The following is a 19,446-nucleotide window of genomic DNA, read 5'->3' as shown; positions in this document are numbered from 1 at the left end:
AAGCGCTCTCACGTAGCCGAGCAGGGGATTGACCTGAGAAGTGGTCTATGCCACTTTCTACTTCACCCGTCGAGACATGACCAATTGGTCACATCCCAGCGAGAGGTGAGTCGTGCCGCGCTCCGCTGCCCTGTTAGTCCTCGCGCTCACGTTGTCCGCCTGCGGCACGTCCGCGGGAGGGGGTGAGAAGCAGGAGATCACCGTGTGGCTGATGAAGGACACGGCCACCGAGGAGTTCGTGTCGAGGTTCGAGAGCGAGTTCGAACGCGATCACGCGAACCTCGACCTGAAGATCCAGATCCAGGAGTGGAACGGCATCACGCAGAAGGTGACCAGTGCTCTGGCCAGCACGGATCCGCCCGACGTGATCGAGGTCGGCAACACCCAGGTCGCGCAGTACGTGGCCAGCAAGGGTGTCACGGACCTGTCGGCGCGCAAGGCCGAGCTGCGGGGTGAGGACTGGATCCCCGGCCTCGCCGAGCCCGGCGCGGTCGACGGCAAGCAGTTCGGCATCCCGTTCTACGCGGCCAACCGGGTGGTGATCTACCGCAAGGACCTGTTCGAGGCCGCGCAGGTGACGCCGCCGAAGACGCGCGCGGAGTGGCTCGCCGCCACCGCGAAGCTCGACCAGGGCGACCAGCAGGGCATCTACCTGCCCGGTCAGAACTGGTACACGCTGTCCGGGTTCGTCTGGGACGAGGGCGGTGACCTCGCGAAGAAGGACGGCGGCGGCTGGAAGGGCTCGCTGAACACGCCCGAGGCGTTGGCGGGCATGGACTTCTACAAGCAGCTGCAGGCGCTCGGCGACGGCCCGAAGGACTCCGACGAGGCCAAGCCGCAGCAGACCGACGTGGTGGCGGGCGGCAAGGTCGCCCAGTTCATCGCGGTGCCCGGTGCGGCGAAGCTCGTCACGAAGGCCAACCCGGAGCTGGAGGGCAAGATCGGGTTCTTCCCGATCCCCGGCAAGACCGCGGACAAGCCCGGCGCGGTGTTCACCGGCGGTTCCGACCTGATCGTGCCGCTCGCGTCCAGCAGGCAGGAAGGCGCGTACGAGGTCGTCAAAGCGCTCGCCGGCGACAAGTGGCAGGTCGAGCTCGCGAAGGCGATGAACTACGTGCCGAACCGCAAGTCCCTGGCGTCCTCGGTGGGCGACGACCCCGGCACGGCGGCGATGGCCGTCGGCGCGGCCAACGGCTTCGCCACCCCGAACTCGCCCAACTGGACGGCGGTCGAGGCCCGCAACCCGATCAAGGAGTTCCAGACCGCCGTGCTGACGGGCGCCGACCCGAAGACCGCGGCCGCCAAGGCGGACGAGGTCATCACCCAAGCGCTGAACTCGGGCAAATGACGTTGCTCGCCGAACGGCCGGTGCGGGAGACCGCACCGGCCGCCCCGAAACGCCGCAAGCGGCCGGTGCTGCCGTACCTGCTGATCGCACCGACCGTCCTCACCACCGCCTACCTGCTGCTGTACCCGTTGGTCCGCAACGTGGTCATCTCGCTGCAGGAGTTCGGGCTGCCGCAGCTCGTGCGCGGGGACGCGAGGTTCGTCGGCCTCGCCAACTACGCGCGGGTGCTGTCCGACCCCGAGTTCTGGGCGGTGGTGAGGCGGACGCTGTGGTTCACCGCGATCAACGTCGTGCTGATCATGGTGCTGTCCACCCTGGTCGCCCTGCTGCTGACCCGCCTCGGGAAGTGGCTGCGGCTGCTGGTGATGGGCGGGCTCGTGCTCACCTGGGCAACGCCGGTCATCGCCGCCACCACGGTGTTCCAGTGGCTCTTCCAGTCCCGGCTCGGCGTCGTGAACTGGGCGCTGGTCGCACTCGGCTTCGAGGAGTACCGCGACTACACGTGGTTCGCCGACGGCGAGGCGACGTTCGGCATCCTCGTGGCGCTGATCGTGTGGCAGTCGATCCCGTTCGCCGCGCTGTCGCTGTACGCGGCGATGATCACCGTGCCGCAGGAGCTGTACGAGTCCGCGCGGATCGACGGCGCCGGGGCGTGGAGGGTGTTCACCACCATCACCTTCCCCCTGCTGCGGGCCATGTTCGGCCTGATCACGTGCCTGGAGGTGATCTGGGTCGTCAAGGCGTTCGTGCAGATCTGGGTGATCAGCCAGGGCGGCCCGGGCCAGGCCACGACGACGCTGCCGGTCTACGCCTTCCAGGTCGCGCAGTCGTTGCAGCGCTACGACCTCGGCGCCGCGGTGTCGATGCTCATGGTGCTGCTGCTCGTGCTCGCCCTGCTGGCGTACTTCCGCCAGCTCTACCGGCAGGAGCGGGAAGCATGATCGGACGGATCTCCCGCACCACGGCGGCGTTGCTGGTGTTCGCCGTCTCGGTGTTCCCCGTGTACTGGATGGTCCTCACGGCCTTCAAGCCCACCAGGGACATCCAGGGCGCCACCCCGACGTTCCTCCCGATCCCGATCACGTTCGACCACTTCGGCACCGCGGTCGCCGCGAAGGGGTTCTTCTCCTTCTGGCGCAACAGCCTGCTGGTCGCGGGCGGTGCGGTGCTGCTCGCGCTGCTCGTGGCGCTGCTGGCGGCGTTCGCGATCGCCCGGCTGCAGTGGAAGGGGCGCAGGGGTTTCGTGCTCATGGTGTTCATCGCGCAGATGACGCCGTGGGAGGCGTTGCTGATCCCGATCTACGTCATCGCCAGGGACACCGGCATGCTCGACACGCTCTGGATCCTCACGCTGGTCTACTTCATGATGACGCTGCCCTTCACGATCGTGACGCTGCGCGGGTTCCTCGCGGCCATCCCGGTCGACCTGGAGGAGGCGGCGCAGGTCGACGGCTGCTCACGCGGGCAGGCGTTCCGCAAGGTCGTGTTCCCGCTGCTCGCGCCGGGGCTGCTGGCGACGTCGCTGTTCGGGTTCATCACGGCCTGGAACGAGTTCGCCTTCGCCAACGTGCTGATCATCAAGGACCAGGACGACCGCACGCTACCGGTCTGGCTGTCCTCGTTCAACAACACCTTCGGCACCGACTGGGGGGCCACCATGGCCGCGTCGACGCTGTTCATGCTGCCCGTGCTGCTGATCTTCATCGTCCTGCAGGGCCGGGTGACGACCGGCATCGTCGGAGGGGCGGTGAAGGGGTGATCGTCCCGCTTCCCAGCAGGATCGTGCGCCGCGGCAAGGGGTTCACGCTGGACGCCGGCACCGGCGTCCGGGTGACGCCGGGCGCCGAGCCCGCCGCGAGACTGCTGCGCACGCTGCTGCGGCCCGCCACGGGCCTGCCGCTGCCCATCACCGACCACGGCCAGGTCCTCGTCACCCTCGACGCCAAGCTCGTCGGGCTCGGCGCGGAGGGCTACGCGCTGACCGTCACCGAGCACGGCGTCCTGCTGCGGGCCGGCACCGCGGCCGGCCTGGCGCACGGCGTCCAGACGATCCGCCAGCTCCTGCCGGTCGAGGCGCTCCGGTCGCAACGCGTGTCCGATGTGGACTGGACGTTGCCCGGCGCCGACATCCGGGACGTGCCGAGGCTGCCGTGGCGCGGGTTCATGCTCGACGTCGCCCGGCACTTCCAGCCGGTGCCCGTGCTGCGCCGGTTCATCGACCTCATGGCGTTCCACAAGCTCAACGTCCTGCACCTGCACCTGACCGACGACCAGGGCTGGCGCATGCCGGTCCCGAGGCACCCGCTGCTCACCTCGGTCGGCGGCTGGCGCACCGAGACCAACGGCGACGGCGTCCCGCACGGCGGCACCTACTCCCGCACCGAGCTGGAGGGCCTGGTCGCCTTCGCCGCCGAGCGCGGCGTCCGGATCATGCCGGAGATCGAGATGCCCGGTCACGCCCGCGCCGCGCTCGCCGCCTACCCCGACCTGGGTGTCGCGCCGGAACCGCTGCCCGTCTGGACTCGCTGGGGCATCAGCGACGCCGCGTTCGGACTGCACGCCCTGGGGTTCGTCCGCGAGGTGCTGGACGAGGTGCTGTCGGTCTTCCCCGGCGAGCACGTCCACCTCGGCGGCGACGAGTGCCTGCTGCCCGAGGACGTGCACGGCAGCTTCCTGCGCCAGGCCGCCCAGTACCTGCTCGACCACGGCCGCGTCCCCGCCGCCTGGGAACCGACCGGTGACCCGCGCTCGGTGGTGATGCCGTGGAAGGACGAGACCCAGGCGGAGAAGGCCCTCGAACGCGGCCAGCCGGTCGTGATGACCCCGCACACCTCCACCTACCTCGACTACCCGCAGTCGGACGGCACGCACGAACCGCCCGGCCAGCCCGGCTACGTCGTGACCGCCCGCGACGTCTACCACGTGCCGCTGCCCGACGGCGTGCTCGGAGCCCAGTGCCAGCTGTGGACCGAGCACGTCCGCACCCGCAACCACCTCGAGTACCTGGCGTTTCCCCGCCTCGCCGCGCTGGCCGACACCCTCTGGTCCCAGCGCCCCGAGTGGGAGGGCTTCACCACCCGGATGCGCTCCCACTCCTCCAGGCTCGCCGCCCTGTCCATCCCTGCCGAAATGAGGAGAGAACGTTGCGAGCACTCCTAGCCGCGTCCTGCGCGGCGCTCGCCGTGGGGGCGCTGGCCGTCGCGCCGAACGCCTTCGCCGCCGACGCGATCACCGCCCAGTACCGGACCAGCGCGTCCGGTGCGACCGCCGACCAGGTCGAGCCCTGGCTCAAGCTGGTCAACTCCGGCACGACCAGCGTGCCGCTGTCCGACATCAAGGTCCGCTACTACTTCAAGAGCGAGACGCCCGACGTCGGCTACCGCTTCGCCTGCTCCTGGGCGGTGCGCGGCTGCGGCAACGTCACCGGCCAGTTCGGCACGCTCACCGGCGGCCCGGCCGACCGCTACCTGGAGGTCGGCTTCACCTCCGGCGCCGGCACCCTGGCCCCCGGCCGGGACTCCGGTGACCTCCAGCTGCGGTTCTACCGCACGAACTGGGGCCCCATCACGCAGACCGACGACTACTCGTTCCGCGCCGACAGCTCGTACACGGCGTGGAACCGCGTGACGGTCCACCGCGGCGGCACGCTGCTGTGGGGCACCGCACCCGGCGGAACCCCGCCCACCACCACGACGACGTCGTCGACCCCGCCGAACCCCAACGGCCCCAAGATGTTCGACGACTTCGCCTACAACAACTCGAGCGACTCGCGGATCAGCCAGCGCGGCTGGACCGTCCGCTCGGGCGCGGGCGGCCCCGGTGTGCCGGGAGCCGAGTGGGACGCGTCGCGCGTGACGTTCCCGACCGTCGACGGCCAGAAGGTCCTGCGCCTCGACTCGTGGAACAACGGCTCCGCCGCGAAGCAGACGGAACTGTTCCACCAGCGCAAGTTCTTCGAGGGCACCTACGCCGCCAGGGTCAGGTTCAGCGACGCGCCGGTCTTCGGCCCCGACGGTGACCACGTCGTGCAGACGTTCTTCACCATCACGCCGCTCGACGCGCCGATGGCCCCGAACTACGGGGAGATCGACTTCGAGTACCTGCCCAACGGCGGCTGGGGCGAGCAGGGCAACATCATGTTCGAGACCACCTGGGAGACCTACCAGAACGAGCCGTGGGTGGCGGACAACATCCACAACTCCCAGCGCCAGAGCTACAACGGCTGGCACGACCTCGTGTTCCAGGTGTCGAACGGCCGCGTGAAGTACTACATCGACGGCACCCTCGTCGCCGACCACGGCGACAAGTACTACCCCGAGACGCCGATGTCGATCAACTTCAACCTGTGGTTCATCTCGGGCGGCCTGCAGGGCAGCTCGGCCGAGCGCGCCTACCAGCAGGACGTCGACTACGTCTACTTCGCCAAGGACCAGGTGCTGAGCCCGGCCCAGGTGAGGACGGCGGTGCAGGACTACCGCAACTCCGGTGTCACGCACGTCGACAACGTCTGACCGTGCGGGCGCCCCGGGAATCCGGGGCGCCCGTTCACCCGTCAGGTTTGACCTGGCACGCAGTCGCGCACCCCCTGGGGAGTCGTCGGCCGGTGCGGCCGGCCTTGGGGGAAGGGGCGGCTCCGTGCTGCGCAAGATCCGCGTGTGGGAAGTGCTCGGCCTGGTCCTGCTCGGGTTGGTCCTCGGGATGGCGATGGGGCTGCTGGGCGTCGAGGCGCCCTGGACCTACGTCGTGATGGGGGTGGTCGTCGTCATCGTGGTGCCGGTGATGCTGCGCCGGCACGAGCGCTGGTGACCAGGCCTAGGCGCCGCGCTCCAGGTACTTCTTGATGCAGTGCACGACTCCCTGGCGGCTCGCGAAGGCGTTGAAGTCGCCCAGCCGGTGCACCGTGAACCCCAGGCCCGTCCACAGCCGCTCCATCTCGTCGTCGATCGCGGCGAGGTCGGCGTTCTCGCCGTGGCCGAACGTCGGCAGGTAGACGTTCTTGCCTGCTTCGGCGCTGTTCTCGACGAGGCAGTTGTTCCAGGTGATGTGGTGCCACGCGCGCACGTTGATCGTCGTGTCCGGTTGCGCGCCCGCTGCGGCGAACTCACCGACCACCTCGCGCAGTTCGGCACCGTCGGGCGTGTCGGCGAACGCGCGCAGGGCTTCGAACGACAGCCGCTGGGAGATGTGCGGCCGGTGCACCAACGGGTTGCGCACGACCTCGAAGCCGCGCGACTCGAAGTCCGCCGCGATCTCGTCGTAGGCGTTCTGCAACCCGAACGGCGAGGTGGTGCCGAGAACGGCGTCGGCGAGCGCGGGACTGCCGACCAGCACCCGGAAACGCCCGTCCTCCCGGCCCACGAGCGTCACGAACATGTCGATGTGGAAGATCGGCTGGACGTCACCGACACCGCCGCCCGGGATGTCGAGGTGGTACTCGCCGGCCTCGGCGGTCGCGTAGTACGGCTTCAGCCCCAGCGGCCGCTTCGTGCCGACGAGAACCAGGTCACGCGCGCTGTCGACGTGCCGGCGGAACAGTTCGCCGACGAACTCCACCGCGGTCCGGCCCGGCGGCACCGAGATCGGCAGCTCACCGCTCTGCACCAGTTCGAGCGTGTCGAGGAAGTAGTCCGTGCCGAGCAACCAGAAGTCGTCACCCACCAGGCAGTTGCCGCCCTGGAACACGAGCGGCGCCTGGGTCGCGCGCACGGGGCCGTGCTCCTCCACGGCGTCGGCGATCAGCGAGTCGCCGGAGCGCGGGAACGACCACGGCTCCAACAAGTACGTCCCGGTCTCGCCCTGGTCGGTGAGCGCGAGGTAGCCGTCCTCGGCCCAGTCCGTGAAGTCGACGTAGTCGGGCATCGGCACGAGCTGGGCGCTGTGCCCGGCCTCGCGGAACCAGCCCTCGACGGTCTCGCGGTCGCTCTCGTGGTGCACCACCACGAACCCGGTGCCCGCCCGCAGCGCGCCGATCACCGAGCGGTAGCCCGCGGCCAGCTCCGGGCTGTGCACGCCGTAGGACGGGAACGCGAGCAGCACCCGGTCGATCGACCCTGCCCAGGAGGAGACCAGGCTCGGGTTCGCGATGCCGGGCGTGGTGCGCAGCTGGTTCAGCGTGCCGATGCGGGACGGCGCCAGGGCCGGGGCGCCGTCGCCCTCGGTGCGCCGGTGGCGGGGAGCGTCGGGAACGAGGAACCGGAAGGCGGCGTCGCCGTGCAGACCCATGCCCCGATCCTAGTGACCCGGCCGGTGCACCGGGGTCACTTCAGCAGCAGGCGGACCGTCAGCTCCAGGCGGTTCGCGACGTCCGTGGCGGTGGCGCGGCGGGTGACCCAGGCGACCAGGTTGGACAGCCACACGTCGCCGATCACCCGCGCGATCGCCTTCTGCTCGTCGGTCGGCTCGTCGTCGCTCATCGCCTTGGTGAACATGCTCTCCATCAGCAGCGAGACGCGGTCGATCTCGGCGCCCGCGGAGGCGTCGGCGAACGTGAACGCGCGCGTCATCGCCTCGGTGAGGTGCGGGTTGCGCTGCAGGCCGCGGGTGATGCGGCCGAGGACGAACAGCACGCGCTCGTACGGCGACTCGCCGGGAACGGTGGTGCGGTCCATCTTCTCCTGGGCGCGCTCCAGCTCCACGGCGAGGCTCGACACGAGCAGGTGGACCTTCGACGGGAAGTAGCGGTACAACGTGCCCAGCGCGACGTCCGCCCGGTCCGCCACGGCGCGCATCTGGACGGCGTCGAACCCGCCCTTGGACGCCAGCGCGATGGTCGCGTCGACGATCCGCTTGCGACGTTCGCGCTGCGCGGCCGAGCTCAGCTCTTCGCCCGCCATCAGCGCGTCCGCGCGCGACTTCGAAGGTGACACGGAGATGATCCTCCTGGAACGTGTTGCAGCGGCGCGCTCATCGTACTCGATCGGTTTCGCGGCCATGATCTGTTGCCCGAAATAGAACACGTTCTATAAACTTCTTCACGTACTGGAGGAGGCCGCATGCCGATCGCCACGACCGGGGACCAGCGAGCGTTGCGCGACAGCGTGGACGCCGCCGGGGGCGAGTGGGCCGATCTGGCCCGGGTCGGGTTCTTCGAGATCACGCGGGAGGGCGGCACGGTCGCCGATCTCGCGGTGGCGCTGGAGCGGGCGGCGGAGAACCTCGTGCCGGGGCCCCTGCTGCCGACGGCGCTGGTGTCGGTGCTGTTCCCGGACTTCGAGGGCGTCGCCGGGTTCGGCTTCACCTCCCGGCACGTGGTCGGTGCGGCCGAAGCGACGCACCTGCTGCTCAGAACGGACAGGTGGCTCCTCGTGCCGGCCGCCCAGGCCGAGATCACGCCCCTCGAAGCCGTGGACCACTCACGTTCGCTCGCTCGGGTGGTGGTCACCGGGTCCGGTGAGGAGACGGCGGATCCGGCCGACCTCGCGATCACGCTCATGGCCGCCGAGGCGAGCGGGGTCGCCGCGTGGTGCCTGAACACCGCTGTGGAGCACGCGAAGCAGCGCCGGCAGTTCGGACGTGCCATCGGGTCGTTCCAGGCCGTCAAGCACCTGTGCGTCGAGATGCTGTGCCGCGCGGAACAGGCGTCCTCGGTCGCGTGGGACGCGGCGCGTTCCTTCGGGGAGGACGAACACCCGCTGGCGGCCGCCGTCGCCGGGGCGGTGGCGTTCGACGCGGCCGTGCGCAACGCCAAGGACTGCATCCAGGTGCTGGGCGGCATCGGGTTCACCTGGGAGCACGACGCGCACCGGTACCTGCGACGGGCGCTCGCGTTGCGGCAACTCGCGGGCGGTGTCGCGCGGTGGCGCCGGCGCGTCGCGGAACTGGTCCTGGCCGGCGCGCGGCGTTCGCTGTCGGTCCAGCTCGACTCCGACCCGGACGTGGCGGCGTTCGCGCGGGAGATCACCGGGCTCGACCCGGCCGCCCAGCGGGAACGCCTGGCGGACAGCGGGTACCTGGTGCCGCACTGGCCGAAGCCGTTCGGGCGGGACGCCGGTCCCGCGCGGCAGATGGTTCTCGACGCCGAGTTCGCCCGCGCCGGGGTGCGCAGGCCGGACCTGGTCATCGGCGGCTGGGCGGGGCCGACGATCCTCCGCCACGGCACGCCCGAGCAGCAGGAACGGTTCGTGCGGCCGACGTTGCGCGGCGAGCTGACCTGGTGCCAGTTGTTCAGCGAACCCGAGGCGGGCTCGGACCTCGCGTCGTTGCGCACCAGGGCGGTGGAGGTCGACGGCGGCTGGAGGCTCACCGGGCAGAAGGTGTGGACGTCGCTCGCGCACGAGGCCGACTGGGCGATCTGCCTGGCCCGCACGGACTTCGGCGTCCCCAAGCACAAGGGCATCACGTACTTCCTGGTCGACATGCGGTCCGACGGCGTCGAAGTGCGGCCGTTGCGGGAGATCACCGGGGAAGCGCGGTTCAACGAGGTGTTCCTGGACGACGTGTTCGTGCCGGACGACTGCGTGGTCGGCGAGGTGGGCGACGGCTGGCGGCTGGCCCGCACGACCCTCGCCAACGAGCGCGTCGCGATGGGGTCGTCGCTCGGCGAGCCGTTGGAGAACGTGCTGAGGTCACCGGCCGCCGCGGACCACGCGGAGCGGCTGGGGGCGTTGGTGGCGCAGGGACTCGCCGTCTCGGTGCTCGACCTGCGCGCGAGCCTGCGGGTGCTGAGCGGGCAGGAGCCGGGCGCGGAGTCGAGCGTCCGCAAGCTCGTCGGTGTGCGACAACGGCAGGACGTCGCGGAGTTCGCCGTCGAACTGCTCGGTCCGGACGGTGCCGTGGACGGCGGCGAGATCCACGAGTTCCTGCTGTCGCGGTGCCTGAGCATCGCGGGCGGGACGACGCAGGTGCTGATGAACCTGGCGGGAGAGCGGATTCTCGGCCTACCGAGGGAGCCCTAGATGGACTTCGAGCTCGACGAGACCCAGCGCGAGATCGCCGCCCTGGCGGCCGACGTGCTGGGCAGGGAGAGCGGCACCCCCTGGAAGGCGCTGGGGGAGGCGGGGCTGCTGGCCCTGGCCGTTCCGGAACGGCTCGGCGGTGACGGGCTCGGCGTGCTGGAGACGGCCGTGCTGCTCACCGAGGTCGGCCGGCGGGCGGTGGACGTCCCGGCGCTGGCCACGCTCGCGCTCGGGGTGCTGCCGATCGCGCGGTACGGGACGGCCGAGCAGCAGGACGCCTTGCTGCCGTTGGTGACGGAGCAGCACGGGGTGTTCACGGCGGCGTTGAGCGAGCCGTCGAGTCCCCTGCCCGCCGCGCCGCTGACCACGGCGGGACCGGACGGCATCTTCGGCGTGAAGATCAACGTGCCGCACGCCGCCGACGCGCGGCGGATCCTGGTGAGCACCGGCAGCGGCGTGTTCATCGTCGACCCGGCACAACCCGGGGTGTCCACATCGGACGATGTGGTGCGCTTCGAAGGCGCGCGGGGCGAGCTGCTGGAAGGCGCCGAGGAGGGGATCCGCCGGTTCGCCCTCGCCGGGGCCTGCGCGGTGGCGGACGGGGTGCTGGCCGGAGCCCTCGACCTCACCGTCCGGCACGTCGGCACCCGGCACCAGTTCGGCAAGCCGCTGGCGGCGTTCCAGGCCGCCGCCTGCCTGGTCGCCGACGTCCACATCGCTTCCCGCACACTGCACCTCGCCGCGGTGACCGCCTGCTGGAGCCTCGACGACGCCGACCTCGGCACCGCGGCCTACTGGCTCGCGGCCGAGGCGCTCCCGGCCGTGCACACCTGCCACCACCTGCACGGCGGGCTCGGGCTCGACATCACCTACCCGCTGCACCGCTACTACGGCATGGCCAAGGAGCTGACGCGGTTCGTCGGCGGGGTGGAGCACCGCTTGGGGGCCATCGATGTTCATTGACCTCACCGACGACCAGCGCGAGCTCCGCGACGAGCTGCGCGAGTACTTCGCGGGCGTCATGACCGCCGCCGACCGCGAGGCGATGCTGACCGAGCGGCACGGCGAGACCTACCGCGCGCTGGTGCGCAGGCTCGGCCGCGACGGACGGCTCGGCGTCGGCTGGCCGCGCGAGTACGGCGGCCTCGGCTTCGGCCCGGTCGAGCAGCAGATCTTCGTCAACGAGGCCGCGCGCGCCGACGTCCCGCTGCCGTACGTGACGCTGCAGACCGTCGGCCCGACGCTGCAGTCGTACGGAACGCAGGAGCAGAAGGACTTCTTCCTGCCGAAGATCCTGAGCGGCGACCTGCACTTCGCCATCGGCTACACCGAACCGGACGCGGGCACCGACCTGGCGTCGTTGCGCACCAGGGCTGCTCGGGACGGTGACCATTACGTCGTCAACGGCCAGAAGACGTTCACCACCGGTGGCCACGACGCCGACTACGTCTGGCTGGCCTGCCGCACGGGAGCGCCGGACTCGCGGCACAAGGGCATCACGATCCTGATCGTCGACACGAAGGACCCCGGCTACTCGTGGACGCCGATCATCACGTGCGACGGCGCGCACCACGTCAACGCCACCTACTACAACGACGTCCGGGTGCCCGAGAACCGCAGGGTCGGCGAGGAGAACAGCGGCTGGCGACTCATCACCACGCAGCTCAACCACGAGCGCGTGATGCTCGGCCCGTCCGGCCGCCTCGGTGCGCTGGTCGACCGCGTGCACGGCTGGGCCCGCGAGCGCGGGCTGCTCGACGAACCGGACGTGCGGCGGGCGCTGGCGGAGGCCCGGGCCGTGGTCAGGGTGAACGAGCTGCTCAACTGGCAGGTCGCGAGCGGTGAGCTGGAGGTCGCGGACGCCAGCGCCACCAAGGTGTTCGCCGCCGACCGCACCCAGCGCGTCGGCCGGCTGCTGGAGGAGCTCGTCGGACGCCACGGCGCCGACGCGGAACTGGTGCGGTGGCTCGACGTGCAGGCCCGGCGCAACCTCGTGCTGACCTTCGGCGGGGGAGTGCAGGAGATCCAGCGCGAGCTGATCGCGAACATCGGACTGGGTCTGCCACGGGTGGTGCGATGATCGACGTCGAGAAGGAAGCCGCACGCGTCGCCGAACAGGGCGAGAGCGCACCGCGCCTCGCGCGCGATCCGGTCAACCTGCCGATGATCCGCAACTGGCTCGAGGCCCTCGGCGACGAGCACCCCGGCTACACCGAGGTCGCGCCGCCCGCGATGGTCCAGGTGTGGACGATGGCCGGCCTGCACGGCGAGCGGTCGGCGGACGACCCGCTCGGGCAGATGATGGCGATCCTGGACGAGGCCGGGTACACGTCCGTGGTCGCGACCAACAGCGACCAGACCTACCACCGGTACCTCGGGGTGGGCGAGCAGCTGTCGGTGACGACGAGCCTGGAGGACGTGACCGGGCCGAAGAGGACCGGGCTCGGCGAGGGGTGGTTCGTCACGACGCGGAGCACGTGGTGGGTCGGTGACGAGGCCGTCGCGGAGATGCGCTTCCGGGTGCTGAAGTTCAGGCCCGAGCGGAAGCCCGGACCGCGGAGGCAGGAGCCGGCGGCGCAGGCGATCAGACCGACCGTCAACCGCGACACCGAGTACTTCTGGGAGGGCACGCGGCGGGGCGAGCTGCGCATCCAGCGCTGCGGCGGCTGCGGCCTCCTGCGCCACCCGCCGGGCCCGATGTGCCCGGAGTGCGGCGCCACCAAGCCGACGTACCTCGTCTCGGACGGCCGCGGCGTGGTCTACAGCTACGTCGTGCACCACCACCCGCAGGTGCCCGGCAAGCAGACGCCGTTCGTCATCGCCCTCGTGGAGCTGGACGAGGGCGTGCGGATGCTGGGCGAGCTCGACGGCGAACCGGGCATCGGGCAGCGGGTCGAGGTCGTGTTCACGAAGGTCGACGACGAGCTGACGATGCCGAGCTGGAGGCCCCGTGCGGATCGGTGATCCCCTGCCCGAGTGGCACGTCGAGGCCACGCCGACGTTCGTGATCAGCACCGCGCTGGCGACGCGCGACTTCCAGGACGTCCACCACGACCGCGACCTCGCGGTCCGGCGCGGTGCGAAGGACATCTTCGTCAACATCCTCACCACCACCGGCCTCGTGCAGCGGTACGTGACGGATTGGGCGGGCCCGCACGCGCTCGTGCGCCAGGTGGACATCAGGCTCGGCACGCCCTGCTTCGCCTACGACACCCTGAAGTTCTTCGGCCAGATCGTCGGGCGTGAGCAGCAAGAGCTGACCATCGAGGTCATCGGCCGGACCGCCCACGGCGACCACGTCACCGGCACCGTGAGGATCGAGGTGCCCGCGTGAACGCCGCGATCGCCGGGATCGGCGCGACCGACTTCTCCAAGGACTCCGGCCGCAGCGAACTGCGGCTCGCCGCCGAGGCCGTGAGAGCCGCGCTGGAGGACGCCGGCCTCCAGCCGTCCGATGTGGACGGCCTGGTCAGCTTCACCATGGACACCAACGCCGAGATCGCGGTCGCGCGCGAGCTGGGCATCCCGGAGCTGACGTTCTTCAGCCGGGTCCACTACGGCGGCGGGGCGGCGTGCGCGACCGTCCAGCAGGCCGCGATGGCCGTCGAGACCGGCGCCGCGAAGGTCGTCGTCTGCTACCGGGCGTTCAACGAACGCTCCGGGCACCGGTTCGGGCAGGTTCAGACCGCGGCCGCCGCGAACGTCGACAACAGCTGGTCGTACCCGATGGGCCTCGGCACGCCGGCCGCGATGGTCGCCATGTTCGCCCGCAGGTACATGCACGAGTACGGCGCCACGAGCGAGGACTTCGGCAGGATCGCGGTGATAGACCGCAAACACGCCGCCACGAACCCGCACGCGTGGTTCCACAACCGGCCGATCACCCTGGAGGAGCACCAGTCGTCGCGCTGGATCGCCGAGCCGCTCCGGCTCCTCGACTGCTGCCAGGAGAGCGACGGCGGGGTCGCGCTCGTGGTGACCTCGGCCGACCGGGCAGGGGACCTGCCGAACAAGCCCGCGCACGTCAAGGCCGCCACCCAGGGCAGCGGCCCCGGCCAGTTCACGATGACGAGCTACTACCGCGACGACCTGACCGGGCTGCCCGAGATGGGCGTCGTCGCACGGGGTCTGTGGGAGAGGTCCGGCATCGGTCCGTCCGATGTGGACGTCGCCGTGCTCTACGACCACTTCACGCCGTTCGTGCTGGTGCAGCTCGAAGAACTGGGTTTCTGCGGCAGGGGCGAAGCCGCGGACTTCGTCAGGACGGGCGCGCTCGAACTGGACGGGAGCCTGCCGCTCAACCCGCACGGCGGCCAGCTCGGCGAGGCCTACCTGCACGGCATGAACGGCATCGCCGAGGGTGTCCGCCAGATCAGGGGCACCGCGGTGAACCAGGTCGCGAGCGTGGACCACGTCCTCGTCACCGCCGGCACCGGTGTCCCGACGAGCGGCCTAGTCCTCGGCCGGGGTTAGCACCGCGTCCGCGAGAACGGGACGGTCCCCGGCCGACGTGGTCAGCACGAGCCGCGAACCGTCCCTCCACACCCGCGTCGTCAGCGTCTCGCCGGGGAAGACCACTCCGGCGAACTTCGCCCCGAACGACGACACCCGCTCCGGCCCACCGAGCACCGCGTCGACCACCGCCCGGCACACCACGCCGTAGGTGCACAGGCCGTGCAGGATCGGCCGGTCGAATCCCGCGCGCCGCGCGAAGGCGGGATCGGCGTGCAGCGGGTTGCGGTCACCGCAGAGCCGGTAGAGGTAGGCCTGCTGCGGCAGGGTCGGGGTCTCGATCACGAAGTCGGGCTCGCGGGAGGGCGTTTCCACTTTGCCCGACGGCCCGCGGTCGCCGCCGAACCCGCCCTCACCGCGGGCGAAGATGCTCGACCGCGTCGTGAACAGCGCAGTCCCGTCCGGGGTCACGGCCGTGGCCTCCTGGACGATGACCGCGGCCTTCCCCTTGTCCCACACGTCCGCGATCCGCGTCCGCAAGACCGCCTCACCGGAGGCGGGCAGAGGCGTGTGCACGGTGATCTCCTGCGTTCCGTGCAGCACCCGCGCGAGGTCGATGTCGACTCCGGGGAACGACACGACCGGTGGCGCCGTCTCGTGGAACCGGGGCGCGACGACGCCGAACGTCGGCAGCACCCGCAGGCCTTCCTCGTAGACGTAGCGGAGTTCCGAGGCGCCCAGCGCCAGGTGGTAGAGCAGCACGTCCGAGTGCGTCCAGGCGAACTCGACCTCGGGCAGCTCCGCCCCGATCGCGACGGCGGGATCGATCGGCATCAGGCGCCTCTCACTCGTAGGTGATCTTCACGGTGTCGGTGACCGGAACCGACTGGCACGCCAGCACGATGCCCTCGGCGACGTCCGCGGAGTCGAGCACGTCGTTGTTGAGCATCTTCACCTCGCCCTCGACCAGCCGGCACGCGCACGCGCTGCACGCGCCCTCCCGGCACGAGTAGGGCGCGTCGATCCCGTTCTCCAGCAACAGGTCGAGCAGCTTCATCCGCGCGGGCCAGGCCAGCCGGTGCTCCTCGCCGTCGAGGGAGACCTCGACCACCGCGTCCGGCCGGTCGCCGGTCACCGGCACCACCTCGGCGAACGGATCGCTGGACAGTGACACGAACTTCTCGACGTGGACGACCGGGACGTCGTGCAGCGCCTTGCGGGCGGCCTCCATGAACGGCCCCGGGCCGCACACGAACGCCTCGTCGCACGACCGGACGAACGCACGGAGCCCGGCCGCGGAAGGCAGCCCCTGCACCGACTCCAGCCAGTGCACGACGGTCAGCCGGTCCGGGTGGGACCGGGCCAGCGCGGAGAGCTCGCGCGCGAAGATCACCGACGCCTCGTCCCGGTTGGCGTAGCACAACAACACCCGCCCCGAGCCCCCGGTCAGCACGGCCCGGATGATCGACATCACCGGCGTGATCCCGCTGCCCGCGGCGAACGCCAGCAGCGAGGAGTCCAGCGACGACGGCGTGAACACCCCGGCCGGCGCCAGCACGTCGAGCTCCATGCCCGCCCTCAACGACGAGCACATCCACGCCGAGCCGCACCCGTCCGGCGTCCGCTTCACCGTGATCTTCAACGGCTCTCCGGGCGCGCTGGACAGCGAGTAGCAGCGCGCGACAGGACCCGCCCGCACCGTCAGGAACTGCCCCGGCTTCACGTCGAAGGACGCGCCGGACAGCACGAACGAGCGGGCGTCGGCGGTCTCCTCGATCACGGCGTCCACCCGGAGCCTGTGCACCTCAGCCATCGGCGACCTCCAGCGTCCCGTCGCGCACGGCCTTCTCGATGCTGTCGCGCAGCCGCAGGCAGGTCGGCACCAGCGCGGCCCGCGCGCCGCACAGCTCGGGGCAGTCGCGGGTGTCGGACAGCCACTGCACGCTCGTGTGCTGAGGGCTGTTCTTCTTGACCAGAACCCGGTTCCCGCAGTCGCAGCCCACGGGGACCATGCCTCCGGCCAGGAACTCGTCGCGCTCGCTCACGTGGCCTGCTCCTGGGGCTGCTGCCGGGCGAGGTTCTCCGCGACCTCCTTCTCCCACACCTCGATCGCGCGGCTCGTGTCGACCTCGAACTCGAAGCGCCGCACCATGTCGTCGGTGACGTCCTCGACGTCGACGTAGAACTGCTCGTACCAGCGCCGGAGCTGGTAGACCGGCCCGTCCTCCTCGCACAGCAGCGGGTTGTCGACGCGGGTCTTGTTCCGCCAGATCTCGACGTCCTGCAGGAACCCGACGCCGATGCCGCGCGCGAACTTGGCCGCGATCCTGTCGGCGTGCTCGTCGTCCACGCCCGGCAGCTTCTTCACGATCGCGCCCCACTGGAGCTTGAACGACGTCGGCGAGATCGGGTAGTGGCAGTTGATCAGCACCGTCTCGATCTCGAGGCCCTTGTAGTCGTTCCACAGGTAGTCGATCATGTAGGACGGCCCGTGGTAGGCGGCTTCCGACCGCACCTCGACGTCCCCGGTGTAGTTCGAGCCCATCGCCACGTCCGGACGGCCGCGCGTCGTCAGGTACTGCGAGGCGACGTGGCCCTCCATCACGTTCTTGAAGTACGTCGGGAACGCGAAGTGGATGTAGAAGAAGTGGGCCATGTCGACGACGTTGTCGATGATCTCGCGGCAGTTCGCGCCGTCGATCACCACCGAGTCCCACGTCCAGTTGCTCCACTCGTCGCTGAACGCGGCGTCGATGCGCGGGATCGTCACGTGCTCCGGCGGCGGGTTGCCCTGCGGGTCGTTCCACACGAAGAGCTGCTTGTTCTCCTCGAGCGTGATCCACGACCGGGTGCGCGCCCGCAGCGGAACCCTTTTGGCGTAGGGGATGTCGACGCACCTGCCGTTGCCCGCCCAGCGCCAGTCGTGGAACGGGCAGGCGATGGTGCCGCCCTTGACCGTGCCCTGGGTGAGGTCACCGCCCATGTGCCGGCAGTACCCGTCGAGCACGTTGATCTTGCCGTCCTCGGTCGCGAACACCACCAGCTTGGTGCCGAACGCCTCCACGGCGTGGGGTTCGCCGTCGCGGAAGCTGTTCGCGAGCCCGAGGCAGTGCCAGCCGCGCGCGAACCGTGCCGGCGGCGTGCCCGCGTCGATCGTCCGCACGCTGTCCTGCGTCATCGCTCTCCTCCAGAGATGTCGAGGCCGGCGAGGTACCCGAACGTCATCGCCGGTCCGAGGGTGGCGCCCGCGCCCGCGTAGGTGTGGCCCATGACCGAGGCGCTCGTGTTGCCCGCCGCGTACAGGCCGTCGATCACCGAACCGTCCTCGCGCAGCACCCGCGCCCGCGCGTCGGTGCGCAGGCCGCCCTTGGTGCCGAGGTCACCGGGTACGATCCTGACCGCGTGGAACGGGCCGGTGGTCAGCGGTGCCAGGTTCGGGTTCGGCTTGTTCCGGGGATCGCCGTAGTAGCGGTCGTACGCGCTGTCGCCGCGGCGGAAGTCGGTGTCCCGGCCGTCCACCGCCATCGCGTTGAAGCGCCGCACGGTTTCCGTCAGCTCCGGGAGTCCGGCCTGCCGGGCGAGCTCTTCCAGGCTGGGGGCCGTCAGCACGGAGTCCTTCCAGCGCCGGGGAAGTGGGCGGCGGGGCGGGATGCCGCAGAACGGGTAGCGGCCGCGGTAGGTGTGGTCGAAGACGAGCCAGGTGTCGCCGGTCATCGCGTTGACCACGTCGATGTAGGGCGCCGCCTCGTTCACGAACCGGCGCCCGGCCCCGTCGACGAGCACGCAGCCGGGCAGGGAGCGCTCGGCGAGGAGGAAGAACGGGCCGCGCGGCAACGGGACCGACGGCCCCCACCAGGCCTCGTCCATCAGCCCGACCGCGGCACCGGCCCGCTGGCCGGCCTCGATGCCGTCGCCGGTGTTGGCCTTCGCGCCGACCGTCCACTCGGTACCGGTGTTCTGGTGCCGCTTGCGCATCCGCTCGTTGTGCTCGAACCCGCCGCAGGCCAGCACCACGTGCTCGGCCAGGACCAGCCGGTCGCCGGTCAGAACCCCCGCCACCCGGCCGTTCTCGTGGTGCAGGTCGGTCATCGGGGTGGTGAGCCGGACCTCGACGCCGAGCGCCTTCAGCCCGGCGCGCAGGCCCGCGACCAGCGCCTGGCCCATCGTGAGGCGGCGGCCGGGCAGGAACCGGCGGCCGAACACCTTGGCGGCGGTGAGGACGCCGCGCGGGTGGCGGCCGATCAGCGTCAGCCAGCGGTAGTCGGTCTGGGTGATCACGATGCCCGCGGGGGTCGGCACGTACGGCGGTTCGAGGTCCCGGATCTCCTCGCCGAGCAGCTTCACGTTGAACGGCAGCGGTTCCACGGAGCGGCCGCGCGGCTGTCCGCCGGGCGCCTCGGGGTAGTAGTCGGCGTAGTCGCGCACCCAGCGGAACCTCAGCGGCGTGTGGTCCTGGACGAAGGCGAGCATCGCCGGGCCGGCGTCCAGGAACGCCTGCCGCAGTTCGGCCGGGACCTCGGGAGCGATGTGCGCCAGGTAGGTGGCGGCCCGCTCCGGCGAGTCGGCGATGCCGCCGGCGGCGACCACGGCGTTGTTCGGCACCCAGATGCCGCCGCCGGACCGCGCGGTGGACCCGCCGTAGTGCGCGGCCTTCTCGACGACCAGGGTCCGCAAGCCGTGCCGAGCGGTGCAGAGCGCGGCTGTCATGCCCGCCGCGCCGCTGCCGACGACGATCACGTCGTACATCGCACC

The 19,446-nt window shown here is 70.7% G+C and carries 19 protein-coding genes; 12 read left to right on the top strand and 7 right to left on the bottom strand.

Features of this window, described 5'->3' with window-relative positions; all coding sequences use genetic code 11:
* The first annotated feature begins 112 nt into the window (after positions 1-112).
* The 6 genes from L6E10_RS32190 (at position 113) to L6E10_RS32165 (ending at position 6,154) form a co-directional block, all read left to right on the top strand.
* Positions 113-1,348, top strand: a complete 1,236-nt coding sequence (locus L6E10_RS32190; protein WP_236223916.1) for an extracellular solute-binding protein — start codon at positions 113-115, stop codon at positions 1,346-1,348.
* Positions 1,345-2,289, top strand: a complete 945-nt coding sequence (locus L6E10_RS32185; protein WP_236223915.1) for a carbohydrate ABC transporter permease — start codon at positions 1,345-1,347, stop codon at positions 2,287-2,289. The genes L6E10_RS32190 and L6E10_RS32185 overlap by 4 nt, the downstream gene beginning before the upstream one ends.
* Entirely contained in the window at positions 2,286-3,107 is an 822-nt protein-coding gene (locus tag L6E10_RS32180; RefSeq protein ID WP_236223914.1) for a carbohydrate ABC transporter permease, read from the top strand. The genes L6E10_RS32185 and L6E10_RS32180 overlap by 4 nt, the downstream gene beginning before the upstream one ends.
* Positions 3,104-4,507, top strand: coding sequence for a beta-N-acetylhexosaminidase (locus L6E10_RS32175; RefSeq protein WP_236223913.1), 1,404 nt, complete (start codon positions 3,104-3,106; stop codon positions 4,505-4,507). The genes L6E10_RS32180 and L6E10_RS32175 overlap by 4 nt, the downstream gene beginning before the upstream one ends.
* Positions 4,492-5,859 (top strand): cellulose binding domain-containing protein, encoded by a 1,368-nt coding sequence (locus L6E10_RS32170; RefSeq protein ID WP_236223912.1) that lies wholly within the window; start codon positions 4,492-4,494, stop codon positions 5,857-5,859. The genes L6E10_RS32175 and L6E10_RS32170 overlap by 16 nt, the downstream gene beginning before the upstream one ends.
* 124 nt (positions 5,860-5,983) lie before the next feature.
* Positions 5,984-6,154: a hypothetical protein gene (locus L6E10_RS32165; protein ID WP_236223911.1), complete on the top strand. Its 171-nt coding sequence runs from the start codon at positions 5,984-5,986 to the stop codon at positions 6,152-6,154.
* A 6-nt stretch (positions 6,155-6,160) separates the two neighbouring features.
* Here the strand turns inward: L6E10_RS32165 and L6E10_RS32160 are convergent, their stop codons facing one another.
* Positions 6,161-7,570, bottom strand: a complete 1,410-nt coding sequence (locus tag L6E10_RS32160) for a hypothetical protein (RefSeq protein ID WP_236223910.1) — start codon at positions 7,568-7,570, stop codon at positions 6,161-6,163.
* 35 nt (positions 7,571-7,605) lie between these two features.
* Positions 7,606-8,181, bottom strand: a complete 576-nt coding sequence (kstR, locus tag L6E10_RS32155) for a cholesterol catabolism transcriptional regulator KstR (RefSeq protein WP_236223994.1) — start codon at positions 8,179-8,181, stop codon at positions 7,606-7,608.
* A gap of 159 nt (positions 8,182-8,340) precedes the next feature.
* On the opposite strand from kstR, the gene L6E10_RS32150 reads away from it, so the two are divergent.
* The 6 genes from L6E10_RS32150 to L6E10_RS32125 are packed head-to-tail and all read left to right on the top strand — an operon-like array spanning position 8,341 to position 14,715.
* Positions 8,341-10,242, top strand: coding sequence for an acyl-CoA dehydrogenase family protein (locus L6E10_RS32150; RefSeq protein ID WP_236223909.1), 1,902 nt, complete (start codon positions 8,341-8,343; stop codon positions 10,240-10,242).
* Positions 10,243-11,205, top strand: a complete 963-nt coding sequence (locus L6E10_RS32145; RefSeq protein ID WP_236223908.1) for an acyl-CoA dehydrogenase family protein — start codon at positions 10,243-10,245, stop codon at positions 11,203-11,205.
* Positions 11,195-12,322: an acyl-CoA dehydrogenase family protein gene (locus tag L6E10_RS32140; RefSeq protein WP_236223907.1), complete on the top strand. Its 1,128-nt coding sequence runs from the start codon at positions 11,195-11,197 to the stop codon at positions 12,320-12,322. The genes L6E10_RS32145 and L6E10_RS32140 overlap by 11 nt, the downstream gene beginning before the upstream one ends.
* Entirely contained in the window at positions 12,322-13,206 is an 885-nt protein-coding gene (locus L6E10_RS32135; RefSeq protein WP_236223993.1) for a bifunctional MaoC family dehydratase N-terminal/OB-fold nucleic acid binding domain-containing protein, read from the top strand. Before L6E10_RS32140 ends, L6E10_RS32135 begins: the two co-directional genes overlap by 1 nt.
* Positions 13,193-13,576 (top strand): MaoC family dehydratase, encoded by a 384-nt coding sequence (locus L6E10_RS32130; RefSeq protein WP_236223906.1) that lies wholly within the window; start codon positions 13,193-13,195, stop codon positions 13,574-13,576. Before L6E10_RS32135 ends, L6E10_RS32130 begins: the two co-directional genes overlap by 14 nt.
* Entirely contained in the window at positions 13,573-14,715 is a 1,143-nt protein-coding gene (locus tag L6E10_RS32125; protein ID WP_236223905.1) for a lipid-transfer protein, read from the top strand. The genes L6E10_RS32130 and L6E10_RS32125 overlap by 4 nt, the downstream gene beginning before the upstream one ends.
* Here L6E10_RS32125 and L6E10_RS32120 read toward each other — a convergent pair.
* From L6E10_RS32120 to L6E10_RS32100, 5 genes are read right to left on the bottom strand one after another with little or no spacing between them, the layout of a single operon-like run.
* Positions 14,695-15,528 (bottom strand): MaoC/PaaZ C-terminal domain-containing protein, encoded by an 834-nt coding sequence (locus L6E10_RS32120; protein WP_236223904.1) that lies wholly within the window; start codon positions 15,526-15,528, stop codon positions 14,695-14,697. The genes L6E10_RS32125 and L6E10_RS32120 overlap by 21 nt on opposite strands.
* Before the next feature lie 10 nt (positions 15,529-15,538).
* Complete coding sequence (locus L6E10_RS32115) at positions 15,539-16,507, bottom strand: ferredoxin--NADP reductase (protein WP_236223903.1); 969 nt, start codon at positions 16,505-16,507, stop codon at positions 15,539-15,541.
* Positions 16,500-16,706, bottom strand: a complete 207-nt coding sequence (locus L6E10_RS32110) for a hypothetical protein (protein WP_090096755.1) — start codon at positions 16,704-16,706, stop codon at positions 16,500-16,502. Before L6E10_RS32110 ends, L6E10_RS32115 begins: the two co-directional genes overlap by 8 nt.
* A 29-nt stretch (positions 16,707-16,735) precedes the next feature.
* On the bottom strand, positions 16,736-17,872 hold the full coding sequence (locus L6E10_RS32105; protein ID WP_236223902.1) for a Rieske 2Fe-2S domain-containing protein: 1,137 nt from the start codon (positions 17,870-17,872) through the stop codon (positions 16,736-16,738).
* Entirely contained in the window at positions 17,869-19,440 is a 1,572-nt protein-coding gene (locus L6E10_RS32100) for an FAD-dependent oxidoreductase (protein WP_236223901.1), read from the bottom strand. Before L6E10_RS32100 ends, L6E10_RS32105 begins: the two co-directional genes overlap by 4 nt.
* Between the last annotated feature and the right edge of the window lie 6 nt (positions 19,441-19,446).

The organism is Lentzea sp. CC55 (genome assembly GCF_021056325.1).
GTDB classification, from domain to species: Bacteria; Actinomycetota; Actinomycetes; order Mycobacteriales; family Pseudonocardiaceae; genus Lentzea; species Lentzea jiangxiensis.
The sequence above is the reverse complement of the archived record's forward strand: the minus strand, read 5'-3'. Positions and strand labels throughout refer to the sequence as shown.

What these genes read in the sequence shown, in the direction of transcription:
- L6E10_RS32185 (WP_236223915.1), top strand. Translation starts at nt 1,345, where the DNA reads ATGACGTTGCTCGCCGAACGGCCGGTGCGGGAGACCGCACCGGCCGCC.
- L6E10_RS32180 (WP_236223914.1), top strand. Translation starts at nt 2,286, where the DNA reads ATGATCGGACGGATCTCCCGCACCACGGCGGCGTTGCTGGTGTTCGCC.
- L6E10_RS32160 (WP_236223910.1), bottom strand. Translation starts at nt 7,570, where the DNA reads ATGGGTCTGCACGGCGACGCCGCCTTCCGGTTCCTCGTTCCCGACGCT.
- kstR (WP_236223994.1), bottom strand. Translation starts at nt 8,181, where the DNA reads ATGGCGGGCGAAGAGCTGAGCTCGGCCGCGCAGCGCGAACGTCGCAAG.
- L6E10_RS32150 (WP_236223909.1), top strand. Translation starts at nt 8,341, where the DNA reads ATGCCGATCGCCACGACCGGGGACCAGCGAGCGTTGCGCGACAGCGTG.
- L6E10_RS32145 (WP_236223908.1), top strand. Translation starts at nt 10,243, where the DNA reads ATGGACTTCGAGCTCGACGAGACCCAGCGCGAGATCGCCGCCCTGGCG.
- L6E10_RS32140 (WP_236223907.1), top strand. Translation starts at nt 11,195, where the DNA reads ATGTTCATTGACCTCACCGACGACCAGCGCGAGCTCCGCGACGAGCTG.
- L6E10_RS32120 (WP_236223904.1), bottom strand. Translation starts at nt 15,528, where the DNA reads ATGCCGATCGATCCCGCCGTCGCGATCGGGGCGGAGCTGCCCGAGGTC.
- L6E10_RS32115 (WP_236223903.1), bottom strand. Translation starts at nt 16,507, where the DNA reads ATGGCTGAGGTGCACAGGCTCCGGGTGGACGCCGTGATCGAGGAGACC.
- L6E10_RS32110 (WP_090096755.1), bottom strand. Translation starts at nt 16,706, where the DNA reads ATGGTCCCCGTGGGCTGCGACTGCGGGAACCGGGTTCTGGTCAAGAAG.
- L6E10_RS32105 (WP_236223902.1), bottom strand. Translation starts at nt 17,872, where the DNA reads ATGACGCAGGACAGCGTGCGGACGATCGACGCGGGCACGCCGCCGGCA.
- L6E10_RS32100 (WP_236223901.1), bottom strand. Translation starts at nt 19,440, where the DNA reads ATGTACGACGTGATCGTCGTCGGCAGCGGCGCGGCGGGCATGACAGCC.